This window comes from Gluconacetobacter entanii (genome assembly GCF_013155425.1).
In the GTDB taxonomy this organism is placed as follows: Bacteria; Pseudomonadota; Alphaproteobacteria; order Acetobacterales; family Acetobacteraceae; genus Novacetimonas; species Novacetimonas entanii.
This window is the reverse complement of record NZ_JABJWD010000008.1, coordinates 1-16,803: the sequence shown is the minus strand read 5'-3', so window position 1 is coordinate 16,803 and position 16,803 is coordinate 1. Positions and strand designations below refer to the sequence as shown.

17 protein-coding genes are annotated in these 16,803 nt (G+C 66.0%); 6 read left to right on the top strand and 11 right to left on the bottom strand.

Features of this window, described 5'->3' with window-relative positions; translation table 11 throughout:
- Positions 1–54: 54 nt before the first annotated feature.
- From der to HNH97_RS02115, 5 genes are all read right to left on the bottom strand, one after another.
- The gene (gene der, locus HNH97_RS02135) at positions 55–1,470 is read right to left on the bottom strand and encodes a ribosome biogenesis GTPase Der (protein ID WP_171789718.1); all 1,416 of its coding nucleotides are present in this window, start codon (positions 1,468–1,470) and stop codon (positions 55–57) included.
- 13 nt (positions 1,471–1,483) lie between these two features.
- Positions 1,484–2,857, bottom strand: coding sequence for a PQQ-like beta-propeller repeat protein (locus HNH97_RS02130; protein WP_110913292.1), 1,374 nt, complete (start codon positions 2,855–2,857; stop codon positions 1,484–1,486).
- Between the two features lie 49 nt (positions 2,858–2,906).
- On the bottom strand, positions 2,907–3,605 hold the full coding sequence (locus tag HNH97_RS02125; RefSeq protein ID WP_171789717.1) for a tetratricopeptide repeat protein: 699 nt from the start codon (positions 3,603–3,605) through the stop codon (positions 2,907–2,909).
- A gap of 223 nt (positions 3,606–3,828) precedes the next feature.
- On the bottom strand, positions 3,829–4,239 hold the full coding sequence (locus tag HNH97_RS02120) for a hypothetical protein (protein ID WP_244949238.1): 411 nt from the start codon (positions 4,237–4,239) through the stop codon (positions 3,829–3,831).
- A gap of 111 nt (positions 4,240–4,350) precedes the next feature.
- A complete protein-coding gene (locus HNH97_RS02115; protein WP_171789716.1) occupies positions 4,351–5,265 on the bottom strand; it encodes a glycosyltransferase family 9 protein in 915 nt (304 codons plus the stop codon).
- Between the two features lie 87 nt (positions 5,266–5,352).
- Between HNH97_RS02115 and ygfZ the strand changes: the two genes are divergently transcribed.
- From ygfZ to HNH97_RS02100, 3 genes are all read left to right on the top strand, one after another.
- Positions 5,353–6,189 carry a CAF17-like 4Fe-4S cluster assembly/insertion protein YgfZ gene (ygfZ, locus tag HNH97_RS02110; protein ID WP_171789715.1) on the top strand — a complete coding sequence of 279 codons (837 nt, stop codon included), beginning with the start codon at positions 5,353–5,355 and terminating at the stop codon, positions 6,187–6,189.
- A 64-nt stretch (positions 6,190–6,253) separates the two neighbouring features.
- Complete coding sequence (gene hisI / locus HNH97_RS02105; protein ID WP_171789714.1) at positions 6,254–6,670, top strand: phosphoribosyl-AMP cyclohydrolase; 417 nt, start codon at positions 6,254–6,256, stop codon at positions 6,668–6,670.
- 38 nt (positions 6,671–6,708) lie between these two features.
- On the top strand, positions 6,709–6,948 hold the full coding sequence (locus HNH97_RS02100) for a hypothetical protein (RefSeq protein WP_110913297.1): 240 nt from the start codon (positions 6,709–6,711) through the stop codon (positions 6,946–6,948).
- Between the two features lie 124 nt (positions 6,949–7,072).
- On the opposite strand, the gene lpxB is transcribed toward HNH97_RS02100, so the two are convergent.
- Complete coding sequence (gene lpxB / locus HNH97_RS02095) at positions 7,073–8,260, bottom strand: lipid-A-disaccharide synthase (RefSeq protein WP_110913316.1); 1,188 nt, start codon at positions 8,258–8,260, stop codon at positions 7,073–7,075.
- Between the two features lie 21 nt (positions 8,261–8,281).
- Between lpxB and HNH97_RS02090 the strand changes: the two genes are divergently transcribed.
- Positions 8,282–8,557 carry a hypothetical protein gene (locus tag HNH97_RS02090; protein ID WP_171789713.1) on the top strand — a complete coding sequence of 92 codons (276 nt, stop codon included), beginning with the start codon at positions 8,282–8,284 and terminating at the stop codon, positions 8,555–8,557.
- 24 nt (positions 8,558–8,581) lie between these two features.
- Here the strand turns inward: HNH97_RS02090 and pstS are convergent, their stop codons facing one another.
- The 5 genes from pstS to rpmI form a co-directional block, all read right to left on the bottom strand.
- Positions 8,582–9,619: a phosphate ABC transporter substrate-binding protein PstS gene (gene pstS / locus HNH97_RS02085; protein WP_171789712.1), complete on the bottom strand. Its 1,038-nt coding sequence runs from the start codon at positions 9,617–9,619 to the stop codon at positions 8,582–8,584.
- A gap of 57 nt (positions 9,620–9,676) precedes the next feature.
- Complete coding sequence (gene pheT, locus HNH97_RS02080) at positions 9,677–12,139, bottom strand: phenylalanine--tRNA ligase subunit beta (RefSeq protein WP_171789711.1); 2,463 nt, start codon at positions 12,137–12,139, stop codon at positions 9,677–9,679.
- 3 nt (positions 12,140–12,142) lie between these two features.
- A complete protein-coding gene (pheS, locus tag HNH97_RS02075) occupies positions 12,143–13,213 on the bottom strand; it encodes a phenylalanine--tRNA ligase subunit alpha (RefSeq protein WP_171789710.1) in 1,071 nt (356 codons plus the stop codon).
- Positions 13,214–13,417: 204 nt separating this feature from the next.
- Positions 13,418–13,774, bottom strand: coding sequence for a 50S ribosomal protein L20 (gene rplT, locus HNH97_RS02070; protein ID WP_003620466.1), 357 nt, complete (start codon positions 13,772–13,774; stop codon positions 13,418–13,420).
- A 14-nt stretch (positions 13,775–13,788) separates the two neighbouring features.
- Positions 13,789–13,992, bottom strand: coding sequence for a 50S ribosomal protein L35 (rpmI, locus tag HNH97_RS02065; RefSeq protein ID WP_012554749.1), 204 nt, complete (start codon positions 13,990–13,992; stop codon positions 13,789–13,791).
- A 241-nt stretch (positions 13,993–14,233) separates the two neighbouring features.
- Between rpmI and HNH97_RS02060 the strand changes: the two genes are divergently transcribed.
- Together HNH97_RS02060 and HNH97_RS02055 are read left to right on the top strand one after the other, a co-directional pair.
- Entirely contained in the window at positions 14,234–14,965 is a 732-nt protein-coding gene (locus HNH97_RS02060) for an SDR family NAD(P)-dependent oxidoreductase (RefSeq protein WP_171789709.1), read from the top strand.
- A 326-nt stretch (positions 14,966–15,291) separates the two neighbouring features.
- Positions 15,292–16,773 carry a mannitol dehydrogenase family protein gene (locus HNH97_RS02055; protein WP_244949235.1) on the top strand — a complete coding sequence of 494 codons (1,482 nt, stop codon included), beginning with the start codon at positions 15,292–15,294 and terminating at the stop codon, positions 16,771–16,773.
- The last annotated feature ends 30 nt before the right edge of the window (positions 16,774–16,803 follow it).

Below are 16,803 nucleotides of genomic sequence, written 5' to 3'. Positions count from 1 at the left end.
CGCCCTTTTGTCAAAAGGCGGCGCCCATAAACTTTTTATCTTCTGTCCAGAGGATCATTTCGTCGGGGCGTACGGATTCTGTGAACCACGCAGCAGCAGGCGGATCGGCGTGCCCGGCAGGTCGAACGCCTCACGCAGGCCATTGACCAGGTAACGCTGGTAATCCTCGGGCATCTGTTCCGTCCGGGTGCCGAACAGGATGAAGGTCGGCGGCCGCGACTTGGCCTGCGTGATATAGCGCAGCTTAAGCCGCCGTCCCTGCACCAGCGGCGGCGGATGGCGCGAGACCATCATTTCGAACCAGCGGTTGAGTTCCCCCGTCGGCACACGGCGGTTCCACACCTCATAGGCATGGCGCACGGTCGGCAGCAGCTTGTTGACCCCCGCCCCGGTCAGCGCGGAAAACGCGACGACGGGAATGCCCTTCATCTGGCTGAGGGAGGTTTCGATACGGTCGCGGATGGCCTGCCGCGTGGCGTTGCGATCCTCCACCGCGTCCCACTTGTTCAGCGCGAGGACACAGCACCGTCCCTCACGCTCGATCAGGCGGGCGATCTGGAGGTCCTGCTCATGCACGCCCAGCGTCGCATCAAGTGCGAGGATCACGACTTCGGCCATCTTCAGCGCCTCGATGGAGGCGGAGACGGACATCTTCTCCAGCGTCTCGTCGATACGCGCCTTGCGCCGCAGCCCCGCCGTATCGACCAACTGGATCGGGCCTTCGTCGTCATGCAGCATGACGGATACGGAATCGCGCGTAAGCCCCGGTTCGGGGCCGGTGATCATCCGTTCCTCGCCCAGCAGTCGGTTGAGCAGCGTGGACTTGCCCGCGTTCGGTCGCCCCACGATGGCAAGGCGCAGCGGACCGGGCGGACGGGTATCGTCCTCCTCCTCGCCCTCGGCCCGTTCGCGCCGGGACGGGCGGCGCGGCTGTGTCGGGCCGTCGGGAATACGGTCGGCAATTTCGCCCATGAGGTCGGCCAGGCCTTCGCCATGCTCGGCGGAAATCGCAAGCGGCGCGCCAAGCCCGAGGGAGAACGCCTCCATCGCGGCGGCGGCCCCCTGCCGTCCCTCCGCCTTGTTCGCAAGGACAAGGACCGGACGCCCCTGCCTGCGCAGCCATGCCGCGAAATGTTCGTCTGCAGGCGTGATGCCCGCGCGCGCGTCAATGCAGAACAGTACAAGGTCCGCCATCGCCACGGCGGATTCGGACGACGCCCGCATGCGCCCGAACAGCGTGTCAGGGGCGGCTTCCTCCAGACCGGCGGTGTCAATCAGGCGGATGCGCCTGCCACGCACGGTAGTCTCGCTTTCCTTGCGGTCGCGGGTCACGCCCGGCGTGTCGGCGACCAGCGCCTGCCGGCGGCCGACCAGACGGTTGAAGATCGTCGATTTGCCCACGTTGGGGCGGCCGGCGATGACCACGACGGGCAGGTCGTGCCCCGGATCGGACGGGAATGATGAGGTCACGACTGGAACTTTCTCAACTATAGGCCATGAGGCCACCGCTGTTGTTGAGCAGGAGCATAAGCCCGTCAACAACAATCGGGGTCACGGTCACAATATCGGGCAGGGTATGCAGCGACAGGATGTGCCCCACCGCCGGGTCGATGATGACGACACCGTTCTGCGGCAGGCTGGAGATGCACACCAGCTTCCCCCCCGCCAGCAGCGGGCCGGTCCAGACGACGCCGCCCTTCTGCTTGGTGCTGTTTTCATACTGGCGCAACTGCGTGATCCAGCGCACATGCCCCGATTCCCGGTCAAGGCAGGCCAGTTCCTCGTCCATCGACAGCAGGAAGATCCAGTCGCCGATCACGACAGGCGTGTTCTGCCCCGAAATCGCGCGTTCCCACAGGCGCCGCCCCGAACGCATGTCGATCGCGACCAGGACCGAGCCCGTGCTGATGGCGTACGCCGTGCCGTTGCTGATGACCGGCATGCCATGCACGCAGGAAAAGTCGATCAGCGCCCCCTGCCCGTTGGAACTGGCCAGCGTATCGGCCCACACGACCTCGCCACCTTCGGCACGCAGCGCGACAAGGTCGCCCGATCCGAACCCGGCCAGCACGACGCCGTCCATCACGGCGGGCGCAGGCTGCCCCGCGATGATGGTGTCGGCCGACGTGGCGGTATAGGTCCACAGGATATCGCCATTGGACGCATTCACGGCAAACAGCTTTTCATCGATGGTGCCAAAGAACAGGCACCCATTGGCAAAGGTCGGCGCGGAGCGTCCCGGCGTCCCAAGCTGCAGCCGCCATTTCAGCTTGCCCGTATGCGCATCCACCGCAAGCGCCTGCCCGATGCCATCGACCACATACAGCGTATCGCCATCAATGGTGATGCCACCGCCGATATTGTTCGACAGCATCTTCTTCGGCTTGGGGTTGTATTCCCAGACCTTGTGCATGCCGGGCCATGTAAAGGCACGGATCACGCCCTGCGCATCGGCGACATACAGCCGCCCGTTCTGCACCACGGGCGGCGACTGGATCATGCCGCGTCCCGACTTGCCAAGCGCGACATAGGACAGGAATTCAGGCTCCGAATTGCCCGCGCCGATCCTGTGGCTCCACTGGTGCTGCATGTTGCCCGCCCATGCGACATTCACACCGCCATGCCCGGGCGTCAGCCCCGGCTGTGGCCAGGCACTGATCGACGTGGCGGCGGGCACCGTCACGGTGGCGGTCGTCTCGTCCGTATCGACCGTAAGACCCGCACCGGTGCTGAGCACATCCGTCCGCCGCCCGATCAGCAGCGGCTTCTTCTTCGGCGTCCCGCCGGTACATTCCGCAAGCAGCGGCAGCATCGCCGCCCCAAGCAGGGCGCGGCGGCGGGTCAGGGTCTTTTTCATTGCGTTCACGCCTGTCGGGTGGGGGGGCCGTACCATGCCGGGGGAGACCTTATCCACCGACATGGCCGGTCCCCAGCGTCTGCAGCAGTCCGTCGGCACGGGTGCGCACCCCGTCGGACACGTTCATGTCCATGCTCAGCCGCTCCAGCCGGTGGCGGGCATCGTCCTCATGCCCCTGACGCAGATCCAGCAGCGCCTCGCACTCCAGCGCAAGGCCGCGCCATGGCTGCTGCGCCCCGTCAAGCAGGGCCAGCCGCGACCGCAGCATCGCGGGATCGGCCGTATCGATCTGGTGCTGCACCCACAAAAGGCCGGCAAGCGAACTGATGGTGGGATCGGCGGCCTGATCGGCGTTCACCTGCGCCCACAGCGCCAGCGCCTGCGCGGTGTCGCCACTGTTGACCAGCAGGGCGGCGCGTTCCATCCGCGACAGCGCGCGCAGCGGCGGGCGGGCGGTCTTTTCCAGCGTCTCAAGCTGCGTCAGCGCGGTCTTCTGCTGCGCATTGAGCGCCACCACATCCCCGTCGGGCGCATGCGCCGTCGTCGTATTCCTGAGCGCCGCGAAATAGGCGTCGGCGCTGGCCTGGTCCGCCTGCTGCACGCGCCACGCATTATACTGCCACGCCCCGCCACCGATGCAGATGGCCACGACAATGACGCCCGCCAGCATCATGTAACGCCGCGCCAATGCGCGCAGCCGCTCGGCGCGCATTTCCTCATCGACTTCCCTGAAGATGTCGTCAGCCACGTTTAACCCGCTCTCCGCTTGCTGCCGTGCAGGATGCACGGCACCCGTCCCGCCGGGACGATCCCTGTCATGAAGGGCAGACCATACCTGTCCTGCGCGGCGACAGCAAACCCGGATGTACCGACCATGCACCTGTCATGAGGCCCCGCCGCAACGCAGGTATCCCCATCACCTGCCCCTTCCGGTTGCGGACGCTCCTGCGCCCGCTCCACCCGTGGCGGGATCAGCGGGCAGCCAGATGGTCGTGGCCTTTTTTCATTTCCGCTGACAGGCGCGCGAACTGGTCGGATACCTGCTTCTGGACCTGGGCTGCGGACTCGTGGACACGGTGCATGCGCGCGCTGGCGTCCGCGCTGATGGCCGCCTGTTCCTTCGTGGATGCCGCAGCCACGCATGTGGCATAGGTCCGGGCCGCCTTTTCATAGGCATTGACCCGATCGACGCTGGCGTTGAAGCGCGACACGTCGCCTGAATCGACCTTTGGCGCGACCGGGGCCGCCCCACACCCCTTGGGCGTCCATCCTCCCGCAGGCTGCGCCCACGCCGCCGCGGGGGACATCGGCCCCACCAATGCCGCAACCCCACACAGGGCCATGAAACCACGGGCCAGAAAACCGCCGCGCATGTCCATCATGATCGTCCTCGGACCTTTAAGAAAATTATGTTCGCACAGGGATGTAAAGGCACGACATGGCAAGAACGGGGCAATTCCCGCCCTGCCCCGCCATTGACGCGCGGCGCGCCTTTACCCTGCTTTCGCGACGTCCGCCAGCAGGTGCAGCGCCGCATCGAGGACATTTTCCACACCAAGGTCGCGCATGTCCGCACTGCCCGCCGGGCCGGGCGCGACCACATGGGCCACGCGGCGCCCGCACGGGGCATATTCATCCGCGCGGCTTGGCCCGAACAGGCCCAGCGTCGGCGTGCCTGCGGCGGCGGACAGGTGCATCAGGCCCGAATCGTTGCCCACGAACAGCATGCAGCGCTGCAGCAGCGCCGCGACCTCCGTCACCGACAGCCCCCCCCCGGTATCGAGGGCATCGCCAAGGGCCGAGATGACCCCCTGCGCCATCTGACGTTCGGTATCGCCCGGCCCGTACAGGATCACGGGCCGCGCGGGGCCGTGGACGGCCACGAACGCATGCCAGAAGGCGACGAATCGTTCGGCGGGCCAGACCTTGCCCGCCCAGTTCGCGGTCGGGGCCAGCGCAACCCATGGTCCCTGTCCGTCGGGCAGCAGCGCGCCCGCACGCGCGCGTTCGGCAGCACTGGTCCAGACCACAGGCATGGGCGGCGGCGACAGGTCCAGCACCCGCGCCAGGTGGGAAACACGCGCCCCCGGCCGTCGCCCCCCACGCATGCCGCGCCGGGTGGCGACACGCAGCAGGAACGGAATGACCGATCCGCGCAGGTCCACGCACAGGTCCCACCGCGTTCCCACACACTGCCGCCACAGATCGACCCAGTGCATGTCATAGGGCCGCTTGGTCATGACAATGGTCCGCTCCCGCTGCGGCATGTGCGCGAACAGGCCCGCCGCGACGGGGCCGCAGACGATGGTGAACCGCGCCTGCGGATAACGGTGCAGGAGATGGTCCAGCAGGCCGGTCGAGATCACGGCGTCCCCCAGGCGGGTGGAGGTAATGAACAGGATGCGCATGCAACGGTGCATATGCGTCTTCGGCGGGGATGCCAAATCTCCGTTATCCCCTTGCCTGATGCCGCCCGTATCCCCACAGTGCAGGTCATGGTAAAGTATGCGTATCTGCCGGGCCGCGCGGTGCTGGCTGTCTCTGGCAGGGACCGGGTTTCGTTCCTGCAGGGACTTGTGTCCAATGACATGACAACCGTAACCCCCGCCCATGCCGCATGGACCGGCTTCCTCTCCGCACAGGGGAAGTGGCTGGCGGATTTCTTTGTCTTCGCCGACCCGCATGGCGAACGCCTGCTGCTTGATTGCGATGCGTCACAGGCACAGATGCTGCGCCAGCGCCTCTCACGCTATCGCCTGCGCGCCGATGTGGACATCAGTGAAACCGGATACGCCGTGCATGCGGGATGGGACGGCGCGATGCCCGGTGACGGGCGCTTCCCCACCAGTGCCGACCCCCGCCTGCCGCAGGCCGGATGGCGAACGCTGCACGGGCATGCCGCGCCAGACACCACGGCGGATGACGTCGATTACGACCGCCACCGCCTCGCGCTTGGGCTGCCCGATGGCGTGCGCGACTGCGAGTCAGGGAAGACGCTGCTGCTGGAGGCCAATTTCGACCAGCTTAATGGCATTTCGTGGACCAAGGGATGCTATATGGGACAGGAACTTACCGCGCGCACCCGCTATCGCGGGCTGGTGAAGCGCCATCTCCTGCCGGTCGAGGGCACACGTGACCTGCCGCCCCCCGCGACACCCATCATGCATGAAGGGCGCGAAGTCGGCGAACTCCGCTCCTCACGCGACCAGATGGGCATGGCCATGATCCGCAGCAGCCATATCCACACGCCGGGCCTGACGGCAGCGGGGCATCCCCTTGCCGTGCGCGTGCCCGCATGGTTCCACCTGCCGCAAAAGGAAGGGGAAGGCTAGACACGCCGCGACGTTGCGGGCATGTGACAGGGTGCATGTTCCTTCTACCGGATTGACTGATCCCATGGCCTATACCCCGCCCGACGCCGCCACCTGCGCCAGCATGATCGCCCAGGTCCGTTTCAACGATGACGGGCTGATCGCCGCCATTGCACAGCAGCATGATACGGGCGAGGTGCTGATGCTGGCATGGATGAACGCCGCAGCCCTTGGGGAAACGCTGCGCACGGGCCGGGTCTGCTACTTTTCACGCAGCCGCCAGGCGCTGTGGCGCAAGGGGGAGACATCGGGACAGGTGCAGACGCTGGTGGATGCGCGGCTGGACTGTGACCGTGACGCGGTCCTCGTGCTGGTGGATCAGAAGGGCGTGGCATGCCATACCGGACGACGTAGCTGTTTCTTCAACGCCATGCGGCCCGAGGGGCTGGTGGTGATTTCGCAGCCGCAGATCAGCGCGGACGAACTGTACAAGCACGGCTGAGCCCCCTCGCCCACCACCGCAGCAGGAAAGGAGATCCCATGCCCGCTGACCTTCCCCCGGAACAGGATCCCCGCGCCAAGCTGGCCTGGATCATCCTGACGATTTTCCTGACCATCATGCTTGGTGGATACATGGTCATCTCGCAGGTGCGCGCGCTTGTGAATGCACAGGTCGAACTGCCGCAGCAGCCTGATGGCGACAAGCCGACGCCGCCCCCCACCCCGGTCGCGCCCTCAGGTAGCCCGCAGCCGTCCAAGACACCCAACAGCGCGCAGTAACAGGCATCAGGCGGCCACCCGCGCGCTGCCTGAAATGCGCCATGTGCAGCATCGTGCAATCATAAGAACGTTTCGGGCGAGGCTTTTTTTTCCAAAAAGCTTCGAAAGGCGCGCCCCCACATCCTTATTTTCCAGCACCCTGTGACACATGCAGCAGGTCGAGGATTTCATCTGCGGCGGCGGCGGTCGGGTCGCCCTGCGGGCCGTGCAGTGTGGCGATGATGTCGCGAAACCCGGCCCGTTGCATGCGCGCACTGTGCCCGTCCGTCAGCAGGCGCACGATGGTATCGGCCAGCAGGTCCGCCCGACAGCGTTCCTGCAGCAGTTCAGGCACAAGACGATGCCCCGCCAGCAGGTTGACCATCGCGACATAGGGCACCCGGATCAGGCGGCGGGCAATCGCGGCGGTCACGGGATTGACGCGGTATGTCACCGCCATGGGCACACCGGCCAGCGCAAGTTCCAGCGTGGACGTGCCGGATTTGGTCAGGGCCGCACCCGCCGCGGCAAAGGCGTCGTGCTTGTCCTGCAGGTCCGTCACGATGATGGGCCGGACGGGCCAGTCCGCGACGCCCCGGCGGATGGTGTCGGCAATCACCGGGGCCACGGGCACCACCGGCACGATGCCGGGGCAGCGTGACCGCAACTGGCGCAGCACCTCCCCGAACACCGGCAGCAGGCGCGGGGCCTCCGAACGGCGACTGCCGGGCATCAGCACCAGCACGGGCGCATCCTGCGCGATGCCATGGCGCGCGCGAAACGCCGCCCCATCGCCCGTATCCGCCCCGGACTGCACCACCGGATGCCCGACAAAGCGTCCCTCCACCCCATGGCGGGCAAAAAAAGCAGGCTCGAACGGCAGAAGGCAGAGCATGCGTTCCCACAGGCCGGGGAACCTGCGCACACGATGTTCCCGCCATGCCCAGACCTGTGGCGCGACATAATGGACCCGTGGCACCGACAGCGCGGCCACCCGCCGCAGCAGGCGCAGGGCAAAGCCGGGACTGTCGATCGTGATGATCAGGTCGGGGCGGATCGCATGGATATGCGCCACTGCCTGCTCCAGCCTGCGCGACAGGAAACGCAGGCGCGGCAGGACCTCCACCAGTCCCATGACCGCAAGGTCCCGCATGGGAAATTCGCTCCGCAGGCCTGCGGCCTCCATCCGTGCGCCGCCAACCCCGACGAAACGCAGGTTTGGGTCACGTCGCGCCAGTTCGCCCATCAGGCGCGCACCCAGCACGTCGCCGCTTGCCTCCCCCGCCAGGAGCCAGATCGTCCGCTGTACCGTGGAAGGGGTCGGTGGTGTCATCAATGCCTGTTTTCCCGGAAGATGGTTGCGCCATGGTGCCATATCCGTGCCCGTCATGCCGGCTTCATGGTCTTTTTTTCAGATGCGGTCGTTAATTACCGATGGAGCATCTCAAGGCTCTGCCCTGAAACCCGCCAAAGGGTATTACCCTTTGGAAACCATGATTTATCCAATGAACTGGTGGGCAGGTTCGATATCCCCCGGTTCGTTGAAAGGAGCATTTCGACACGCAGTCATCATCCAGAAGTTTTTGGTGAAGCTTTTTTCAAAAAGCTTCAGGAAACCCTGCCTTTTTGAACAAAGTCCGCACCTGCTCCCACGCTATTCCTGCTTCAGGAAGCTTTCGATCCCGGCCTTTACGTCCTGTGGCAACGGCACATATTGCAACTTGCGCGCCGTATCGTCCCCGCGCTCGAACGCCCATACAAAGAAATCACGCACCGCCCGTCCCCGCGCGCGGTCCGTGGGATCGGTGGGGATCAGGACATAGGTCGCCGACATGATCGGCCATGCCCCTTCCCCCGCCGCGTCAAGGATCTCGACACGGCGTGTCGCATCATCCTCCCACTTCGCGGAGCGGGCAGCGGCCTCGAAACTGTCGTTATCAGCAGCGACATCTTCGCCATGGCTGTTGCGCATCCGCGCCATGACCATGTGGTTCCCCGCGGCATAGGCATATTCGAGGTAGCCGATGCTCCCTTCCGTATTGCGCACGGCGGCGGCGATGCCGTCATTGCCCCGCGCGCCCTCGCCCACCGGCCACTGGATCGAGGTCCCGGCCCCTTCCTGCGCCTTCCATTGCGGCCATGACTGCGAAAGGTAGGTCGTGAACACGAAGGTCGTGCCCGACCCGTCGGCACGGCGCACGGGTGCGACGGGAATATCCGGCAGGGCAAGCCCCGGATTGACGGCGGCGATGCGCGCATCATTCCATGACGTGATTTCCCCGTCATAGATCTGCGCCACAAGCGCGCCCGTCAGGCGCAACTGGTTATCCGCAATTCCCGGCAGGTTGATGACGGGAACGATCGCCCCCATCACAGTGGGAAACTGCGCCAGTCGGGCATCCTTCAGCGCCGTGGCCGACATGGGCGCGTCCGATGCCCCGAAATCGACCGTGCGGGCGCGCGCCTGGTTCTGCCCCGCACCCGACCCGATCGTCTGGTAATTCAGGGTGATGTTCACATCCCGCGCCGCGTCCTCGCCCCACGCGCCATAGATCGGCGCGCCGAAACTGGACCCGGCCCCCGTGATCGCCGTGGCGCCCGCCGTACTGGCATATCCCGCCACCAGGACGGCAAGCCCCGTCCCGATCCATCCCCCTATGGCGCGCAATGGAGTCTCTCCCTTGATGGACATGCGGATGACAGATGCATGGACGCGACGGGACACATCGCCCCGTCGCATCACCCACATTCAGCCACGCAGTTCGGCATTGCAGGTTTTCTGTGCCGCGGCAATCACGCGTGCGCAGACGGCCTCGATATCCGCATCGGTCAGGTTGCGGTCGATGGGCTGGATCGTGATCTCGATGCCCATGGACTTGTGGCCTGCCGGGATCTTGTCACCCTCGTACACATCGAACAGGCTGACGGCGGAAATCAGGTTGCGTTCAGCCCCCCTGACGGCACGCAGCAGCTTTTCCGCCGGGACGTCGCCTGCGACGATGAAGGCGAAATCCCGGTGCAGGGGCTGGAACGGCGACAGGTTGGGCACCGCGCGGCGACGGCGCCTGGGTTCGGGGACGTCCTCGATGAAGGCCTCGCACCCCACCACCGGCAGGTCGATCCCGCGTTCGGCCAGCAGCGCCGGATGCAGTTGCCCGAAATAGCCCAGCACCAGCTTCGGCCCCTGACGCACCGTGCCGGACCGGCCCGGATGGTAATGCGCGGGCGCGTCAGGCGTGATGCTCAGCCCCTCCATCGGGGCACCGGCGACACGCAGCACCTCCAGGATATCCGCCTTGGCCGCCCACAGGTCCACCGGCATTGCCGCATGGCCGGGGGTGCGCGCCGAATGGCCGCTGCGGATGGCCGCTGCGATCTGCCGCTGCCCGGCCTCGCCAAAGCCCGCGCCGATTTCAAACAGGCCCAGGTCGGGATAGCCACGCGCCGCGTTGTGATGCACCGCGCCCAGCAGGTTCACCAGCGGCGTGGGCCGCATCTGGTCCAGGTCGGCGGCAATGGGGTTGAGCAGGTGCAGGCTTTCGGGCGTTTCACCAAAGGCCGCGGCCTGTTCATGCGCGACGAAGGAGAAACCGACCGTCTCCAGCAGGCCACGCGCGGCCAGATGCCGCCGTGCAGCGGCCGCGCGCACCTGCGCGGGCGTCAGCGCGGGCACCGGCACGGCGGACAGCGGCGGCAGGGACACCGCCGGGATCGCATCCATGCCCTCAAGCCGCAGGATCTCCTCGATCAGGTCCACTTCCGAATCCACGGCCATCGCGCCCTGCGCCGCGCGGGCGGCCTGCTCGGGCGGCAGGTCACGCGCCTGGTCCAGCACCATCGGCGTCGCGATGTCGTTGCGCCATGACGGGACGCTGACGACCACATGCTCCGCATCACGCTCGCGCACTTCAAAGCCCAGCCCTTCGAGCGAGGCCACGGCCCGGTCCGGCGCAACCGTCAGGCCGCCCAGCGTCCTGATGCGCTCAAAGCGCAGGTGCGCGTCACGCTGCCATGCCGGCGCGCTCCCGGCGGAGACGACCTCGCTGGCCTCGCCCCCGCACAGGTCGATGATCATGCGTGTCGCGGCTTCAAGCGCTGCGGGCGGCAGGGCCTGGTCCACACCGCGTTCAAAACGCTGGCGCGCATCGGAATGCAGGTTGTGCCGCCGTCCGCTCAGGGCGATATGCACGGGATCGAACAGCGCGCATTCGACAAAGACGTCGGTCGTCGCCTCGTCCACGCCGGTGGCCTCGCCCCCCATGATGCCCGCCAGCGACTGCACGCCATTGGCGTCGGCAATCACGCAGTCATCCACGGTCATCACATGCTCGCCCCCGTCAAGGGTGCGCAGCGTCTCGCCCGCGCCACGGCAGACGGTCAGGACATTGCCCCCCACCTTCGCCACGTCGAAGACATGCAGCGGGCGGCCGAGGTCGAACGCGAAATAGTTGGTGATGTCCACCAGTGCGGAAATCGGACGCAGGCCCACGGATTCCAGCCGCCGCTGCAGCCATTCCGGGCTGGGACCGTTGCGCACGCCACGGATCGTACGGCCCAGCACCCACGGGCAGGCCTCGGCAAAGCTGTCGGCCCATGTCAGGGGCGAGGCAAAGCGCCCCTCCACCGTTTCGGCCAGCCAGGGTTTGAGCGTCCCCATCCCCGCCGCCGCCAGGTCGCGCGCGATGCCACGGATGGCCAGCGCATCGCCCCGGTTCGGCGTGATGGCGATTTCGACGACCGGGTCATCCATGTCCGCGAACAGGGCATAGGACTGCCCCACCACCGTACCGTCGGGCAGTTCGGCAATGCCGCCGGTTTCCTGCCCCAGACCCAGTTCGCGCAGCGAGCACAGCATGCCGCCGCTGGCCTCGCCCCGGATCTTGCCGGCCTTGATGGTGATGTCGCTGCCGGGGATCCATGTGCCCGGCGGGGCGAAGATGACCGACAGGCCCGCACGTGCGTTGGGCGCGCCGCAGACGACCTGCACGCGCTCGAACCCCTCGCCCGCGTCAACCTGGCAGACACGCAGGCGATCGGCATTGGGATGCTGCTCCGCCGTGAGGATGCGCGCGGTGCGGAACGGGGCGAGGACCGCGCCGCGATCCTCGATCCCCTCGACCTCCAGCCCGATCGTGTTCAGCCGCGCACACAGTTCCTCCAGCGTTGCCGTGGTGTCCAGGTGTTCACGCAGCCATGACAGTGAGAACTTCATCGATCACAGACCTTCATGCAGCAGGGCGGGAGACAGGGGGCTGGTTCCGTAATGGCGCAGCCAGCGTACGTCGCTGTCGTAAAAGGAACGCAGGTCGGGAATGCCATGGCGCAGCATCGTCAGGCGCTCGATCCCCATGCCGAACGCGAATCCCTGCCACTCCCGCGGGTCGAGGCCGCAGTTCGCCAGCACGCGAGGCTGCACCATGCCGGAGCCAAGGACCTCCAGCCAGTCATCGCCGCCACCGATCTGCCCCGTCCTGCGCGACCAGCCGATATCGACCTCCATCGACGGTTCGGTGAACGGGAAGTAGGACGCGCGGAAACGCACCGGCAGGTCAGGCTGCGCAAAGAAGGCACGCAGGAAATCCGACAGGCAGCCCTTGAGGTGGCCCAGCGTGATGTCGCGGTCGATCACCAGTCCCTCGCACTGGTGGAACATCGGCGAATGGGTCGCGTCATGATCGGCGCGATAGGTGCGGCCCGGCGCGATGATGCGGATGGGCGGTTCATGCGCCAGCATGGTGCGGATCTGCACACCTGATGTCTGGGTGCGCAGCACGCGCTCCACCGTGCCGCCTTCCTCCTGCGGGAGGTAGAACGTGTCCTGGTCCGTGCGCGCGGGATGGTGCGAGGGTGTGTTGAGGGCGGCGAAGTTGTGCCAGTCGGTCTCGATATCCGGGCCTTCGGCAACCTTGAAGCCCATCGCCCCGAAGATCGCGGTCATTTCCTCGATCGTGCGGGTGATCGGGTGCAGCGTGCCTTCGGCCTGCGGGGCGGCGGGCAGGGTGACATCGACCCGTTCGGCGGCAAGGCGGGCATTGAGGGCCTCGGCCTCCAGCGCCTCGCCCCGGGCCGCGATCTCGCGCGAGAGTTCGTCGCGCAGGCGGTTGAGCGCGCTGCCGCGGACCTTGCGCTCCTCGGGCGACATCCGGCCGAGTTCCTTCAGCAGGCCGGTCAGGCGCCCGGACTTGCCCATCGTCGCGACGCGCACCTCGTCCCATGCCCGCAGGTCGGGTGCCGCGGCCAGCGCCTTGAGGGTGTCTTGCTTCAGGGTTTCGAGATCGTCACTCATGCTACCTCGCACAGGCTCACCGGACAGGCAGGCCGAGGCGCATTCGACAAATGGCGGCCATGCCGGTCATGGGGTTACGTGGGGCGGGACCACGACGCTGCTGTCGCGCGCCGGGATGCACCCGGGGAACTTAAAAACAAAACGGGCCGCCCGGCAGGACGACCCGTTTTGCGGACCTGTCACCACACGGGGTGGATGACAGGTTCAGGCCAGAGCGGCCTGCGCCTTCTTGACGATTTCGGCAAAGGTCGCCGCGTCGTCGAACGCGATGGCGGCCAGCACCTTGCGATCGATCTCGATCCCCGCCTTGTCCAGACCGTTGATGAAACGGCTGTAGGTCAGGCCATGCTCACGCACGGCGGCGTTGATGCGCTGGATCCACAGGGCGCGGAATTCACGCTTCTTGTTGCGACGGTCGCGATAGGCATAGCGAAGGGCCTTTTCCAGCCGTTCGAGCGCAATGCGGTAGTTGGTGGAAGACCGGCCACGGTAACCCTTGGAGAGTTCCAGAACCTTCTTGTGACGGGCGTGTGAGGTAACGCCCCGCTTGACGCGTGCCATGTGTCAGATGCTCCTTATGCCAGCCCGTAGGGCGCCCACTGCTTCACAGTGCGGCCATCCATTTCCGTCAGGGTCTGCGAACCGCGGTTGGTGCGCTTCATCTTCTGCGAACGGTTGATAAGGCCGTGACGCTTGTTGCCGGGGCCAGCCAGCACCTTGCCGGTCGCGGTGATCTTGAACCGCTTCTTGACCGACGACTTGGTCTTCATCTTGGGCATTTTCATCTCCATCGTTTTTTCACGCGCCACCTGCCCAACGGACCGGCGGAAACATGAACGTGACATTGCGGCCGGGCATGCCCCTGAATCAGGCCCGGACGCGCGAACATCGCTGCCTATAGACAACGCCGCGACACCAATCAAGCCCTGATCCACCACGGCGCGTTGTCTCCCCCATGGCGCGCGCCTATAAGGTGACGGCAACAGGGGGCGGACAGCCCCCGGACGGAAGGAAACGAGCATGACAGCACGACGTGTGGCGATCGTAACCGGCGGCAGCCGCGGAATTGGCGCCAGCATCGCCGAAGCCTTGGCGAAGGACGGGTTCGATATCGCGATTTCCTATGCCCGCAACGCGGCGGCAGCGGACGAGACGGTGGCGCGGATCACCGCGCTGGGCCGCACGGCGCGCGCCTATCGCGCGGGCGAAGGCGATGGCGCGGCACGGGACATGATCGAACAGGTCGTGCGTGACTTCGGACGGCTGGATACGCTGGTGTGCAATGCAGGCATCTATCCCTATGCCCGGGTGCAGGACATGACGGTGGAGCAGGTGGATGCGACACTCGGCCTGAACGTGCGCGCAGTGATGCTGGAGACGATGGCCGCCGTGAAGCACATGAAGCGCGGCGGGCGCATCATCCTGATCGGTTCCGTCTTTGGCGAGCGCGCACCCTTCCCCGGCATCTCGCTCTACAGCGCGACCAAGGCGGCGCTGGGCGGCTTCGTACGGGGCGCCGCGCGCGACCTCGGGCCGGAGGGCATCACCATCAACGTGATCCAGCCCGGCCCCATCGATACGGACATGAACCCCGCCAATGGCGAGGGCGCGGACATGCTGCGCGGTTTCCTGTGCGTGCCGGAATATGGCAAGCCCGCCGACATCGCCTCCATGGCGGCGTTCCTCGCCCGTCCCGAAAGCGACAACATCACCGGCGCGGCCCTGAACGTGGACGGCGGACTGGCCGCCTGACCCACTTCCCCCGGCCATGCGGGCCGGGGCACCTGCCTGCATGCCACCCGATGGGATGCGGGCGGGACATGGGCTGCGCGGCGGCAGGAAATATGCCATTTCCCTATTTCCAATATCTGCATGACGCATGAAAAACGCCCCGACAACATCCAGCAATACTTCGTAATGCCGCCCCGCCGCGTCCCGCCATGCCCCAAATCCTGCCAACGCCCGTCGCCCCTGTCCCCTTCCTTCCGAAAACCGGCGGCAGGCACATCACTTTCGCGGGTTGTCACGTTTTCCATTTCTGATTAGGCGTCGTGAATACTTTGCCGTGGAAAATGGTCATGACCATACTCAATTCAAATACCCTGCCCCACCTGCCGCCGGAGATCACGATTCCGTCCTATGACCGTGCGAAGGTCACGCCGGGCATTGCGCATCTGAGTGTCGGTAATTTCCACCGCGCGCATGAAGCCGTCTATGTCGAACACGTGCTGGGCCGTCCCGGCCAGGCGGACTGGGGCATCGTGGGAATCGGCCTGATGGACAGTCCGACCGAAACGGACAAGGCCGACGCCATGAAGGCGCAGGACGGCCTGTATTCCCTGACGGTATGCGCGCCCGACGCGCCCGACACGGTGCATGTCATCGGCTCCATCGTTGAATATGTCCATGGCCCCGCCGATCGCGCCGCCGTCATCGCGCGCCTGGCCGATCCCGCGATCCGCATCGTCAGCATGACGATTACCGAGGGCGGCTACTACATTGACGAAAACGGTAATTTCCCGCTCGACCTGCCTGTCATTGCCGAAGACCTGAAACGCGACGTCCCCCACTCCGCCTTTGGCGTCCTGACCGAGGCGCTGCGCCTTCGCCGTGACCGCGGCGTCGGGCCGTTCACCATCCTGTCGTGCGACAACCTGCCGCAGAATGGCCATGTCGCGCGCACCGCCGTCCTGTCATGGGCACGCGCCCGCGATGTGGCGCTGGCGGAGTGGATGGAAGAGAACGTGACCTTCCCGTGCACCATGGTGGACCGCATCACCCCGGCCGTGCGTCCCGATGACGTGCGCCGCCTTGACGCCGCAAGCGGGCTTGACGACCGCATCCCCGTCTTCTGCGAGGATTTCATCCAGTGGGTGATCGAGGACAAATTCTGTGCAGGCCGCCCCGAATTCGACGCGGTGGGCGTGCAGTTCACGGATAACGTCCATCCGTACGAGGAAGTGAAGCTGCGGATGCTCAACGCCTCGCACTCGCTCCTCGGCCTGTCGGGCGTGCTGTCGGGATATCGCATCGTCAGCGACATCATGACCGACATGTATGAGGTGGCGCTGGTGGAGCGCTACCTTGCCTATGACGCCGAACCGCTGCTCAGCGCGCCGCCGGGCATGGCATTGCAGGAATATGGCGCGCTGCTGCTGCGCCGCTTCCGCAACCATGCGATCAGCGACCAGTTGCTGCGCATCGCCTCGGACAGCACGTCAAAGCTGCAGATGTTCGTCCGTGAAACCGCGATGGGGGTGCTGGCGACGCACCGCAACCCCGTCCGCATCGCGTTCCTGATCTCATGCTATCTCGAATATCTGCGTGGGCGTGACGACAATGGCGCGACCTACCCGATCGTGGAACCGCACCTGAGCGCGCAGGACCGCGCCCTTGCCACCGGCGCGGACATTGACGCCGCACTGGGCATGACGGTGTTCGCTGGCTGGGGCCTTGCGGACTCCGAAGATTTCGTCACGCGCTATCGCACGGTCCGGCAGTCCATTCGCGCGCATGGAACACGCCACACACTGGCGGAGGTCGTCCTCACGGCGGAATAACCCTCCCCCCCCCACCCTCCTTTCATGATC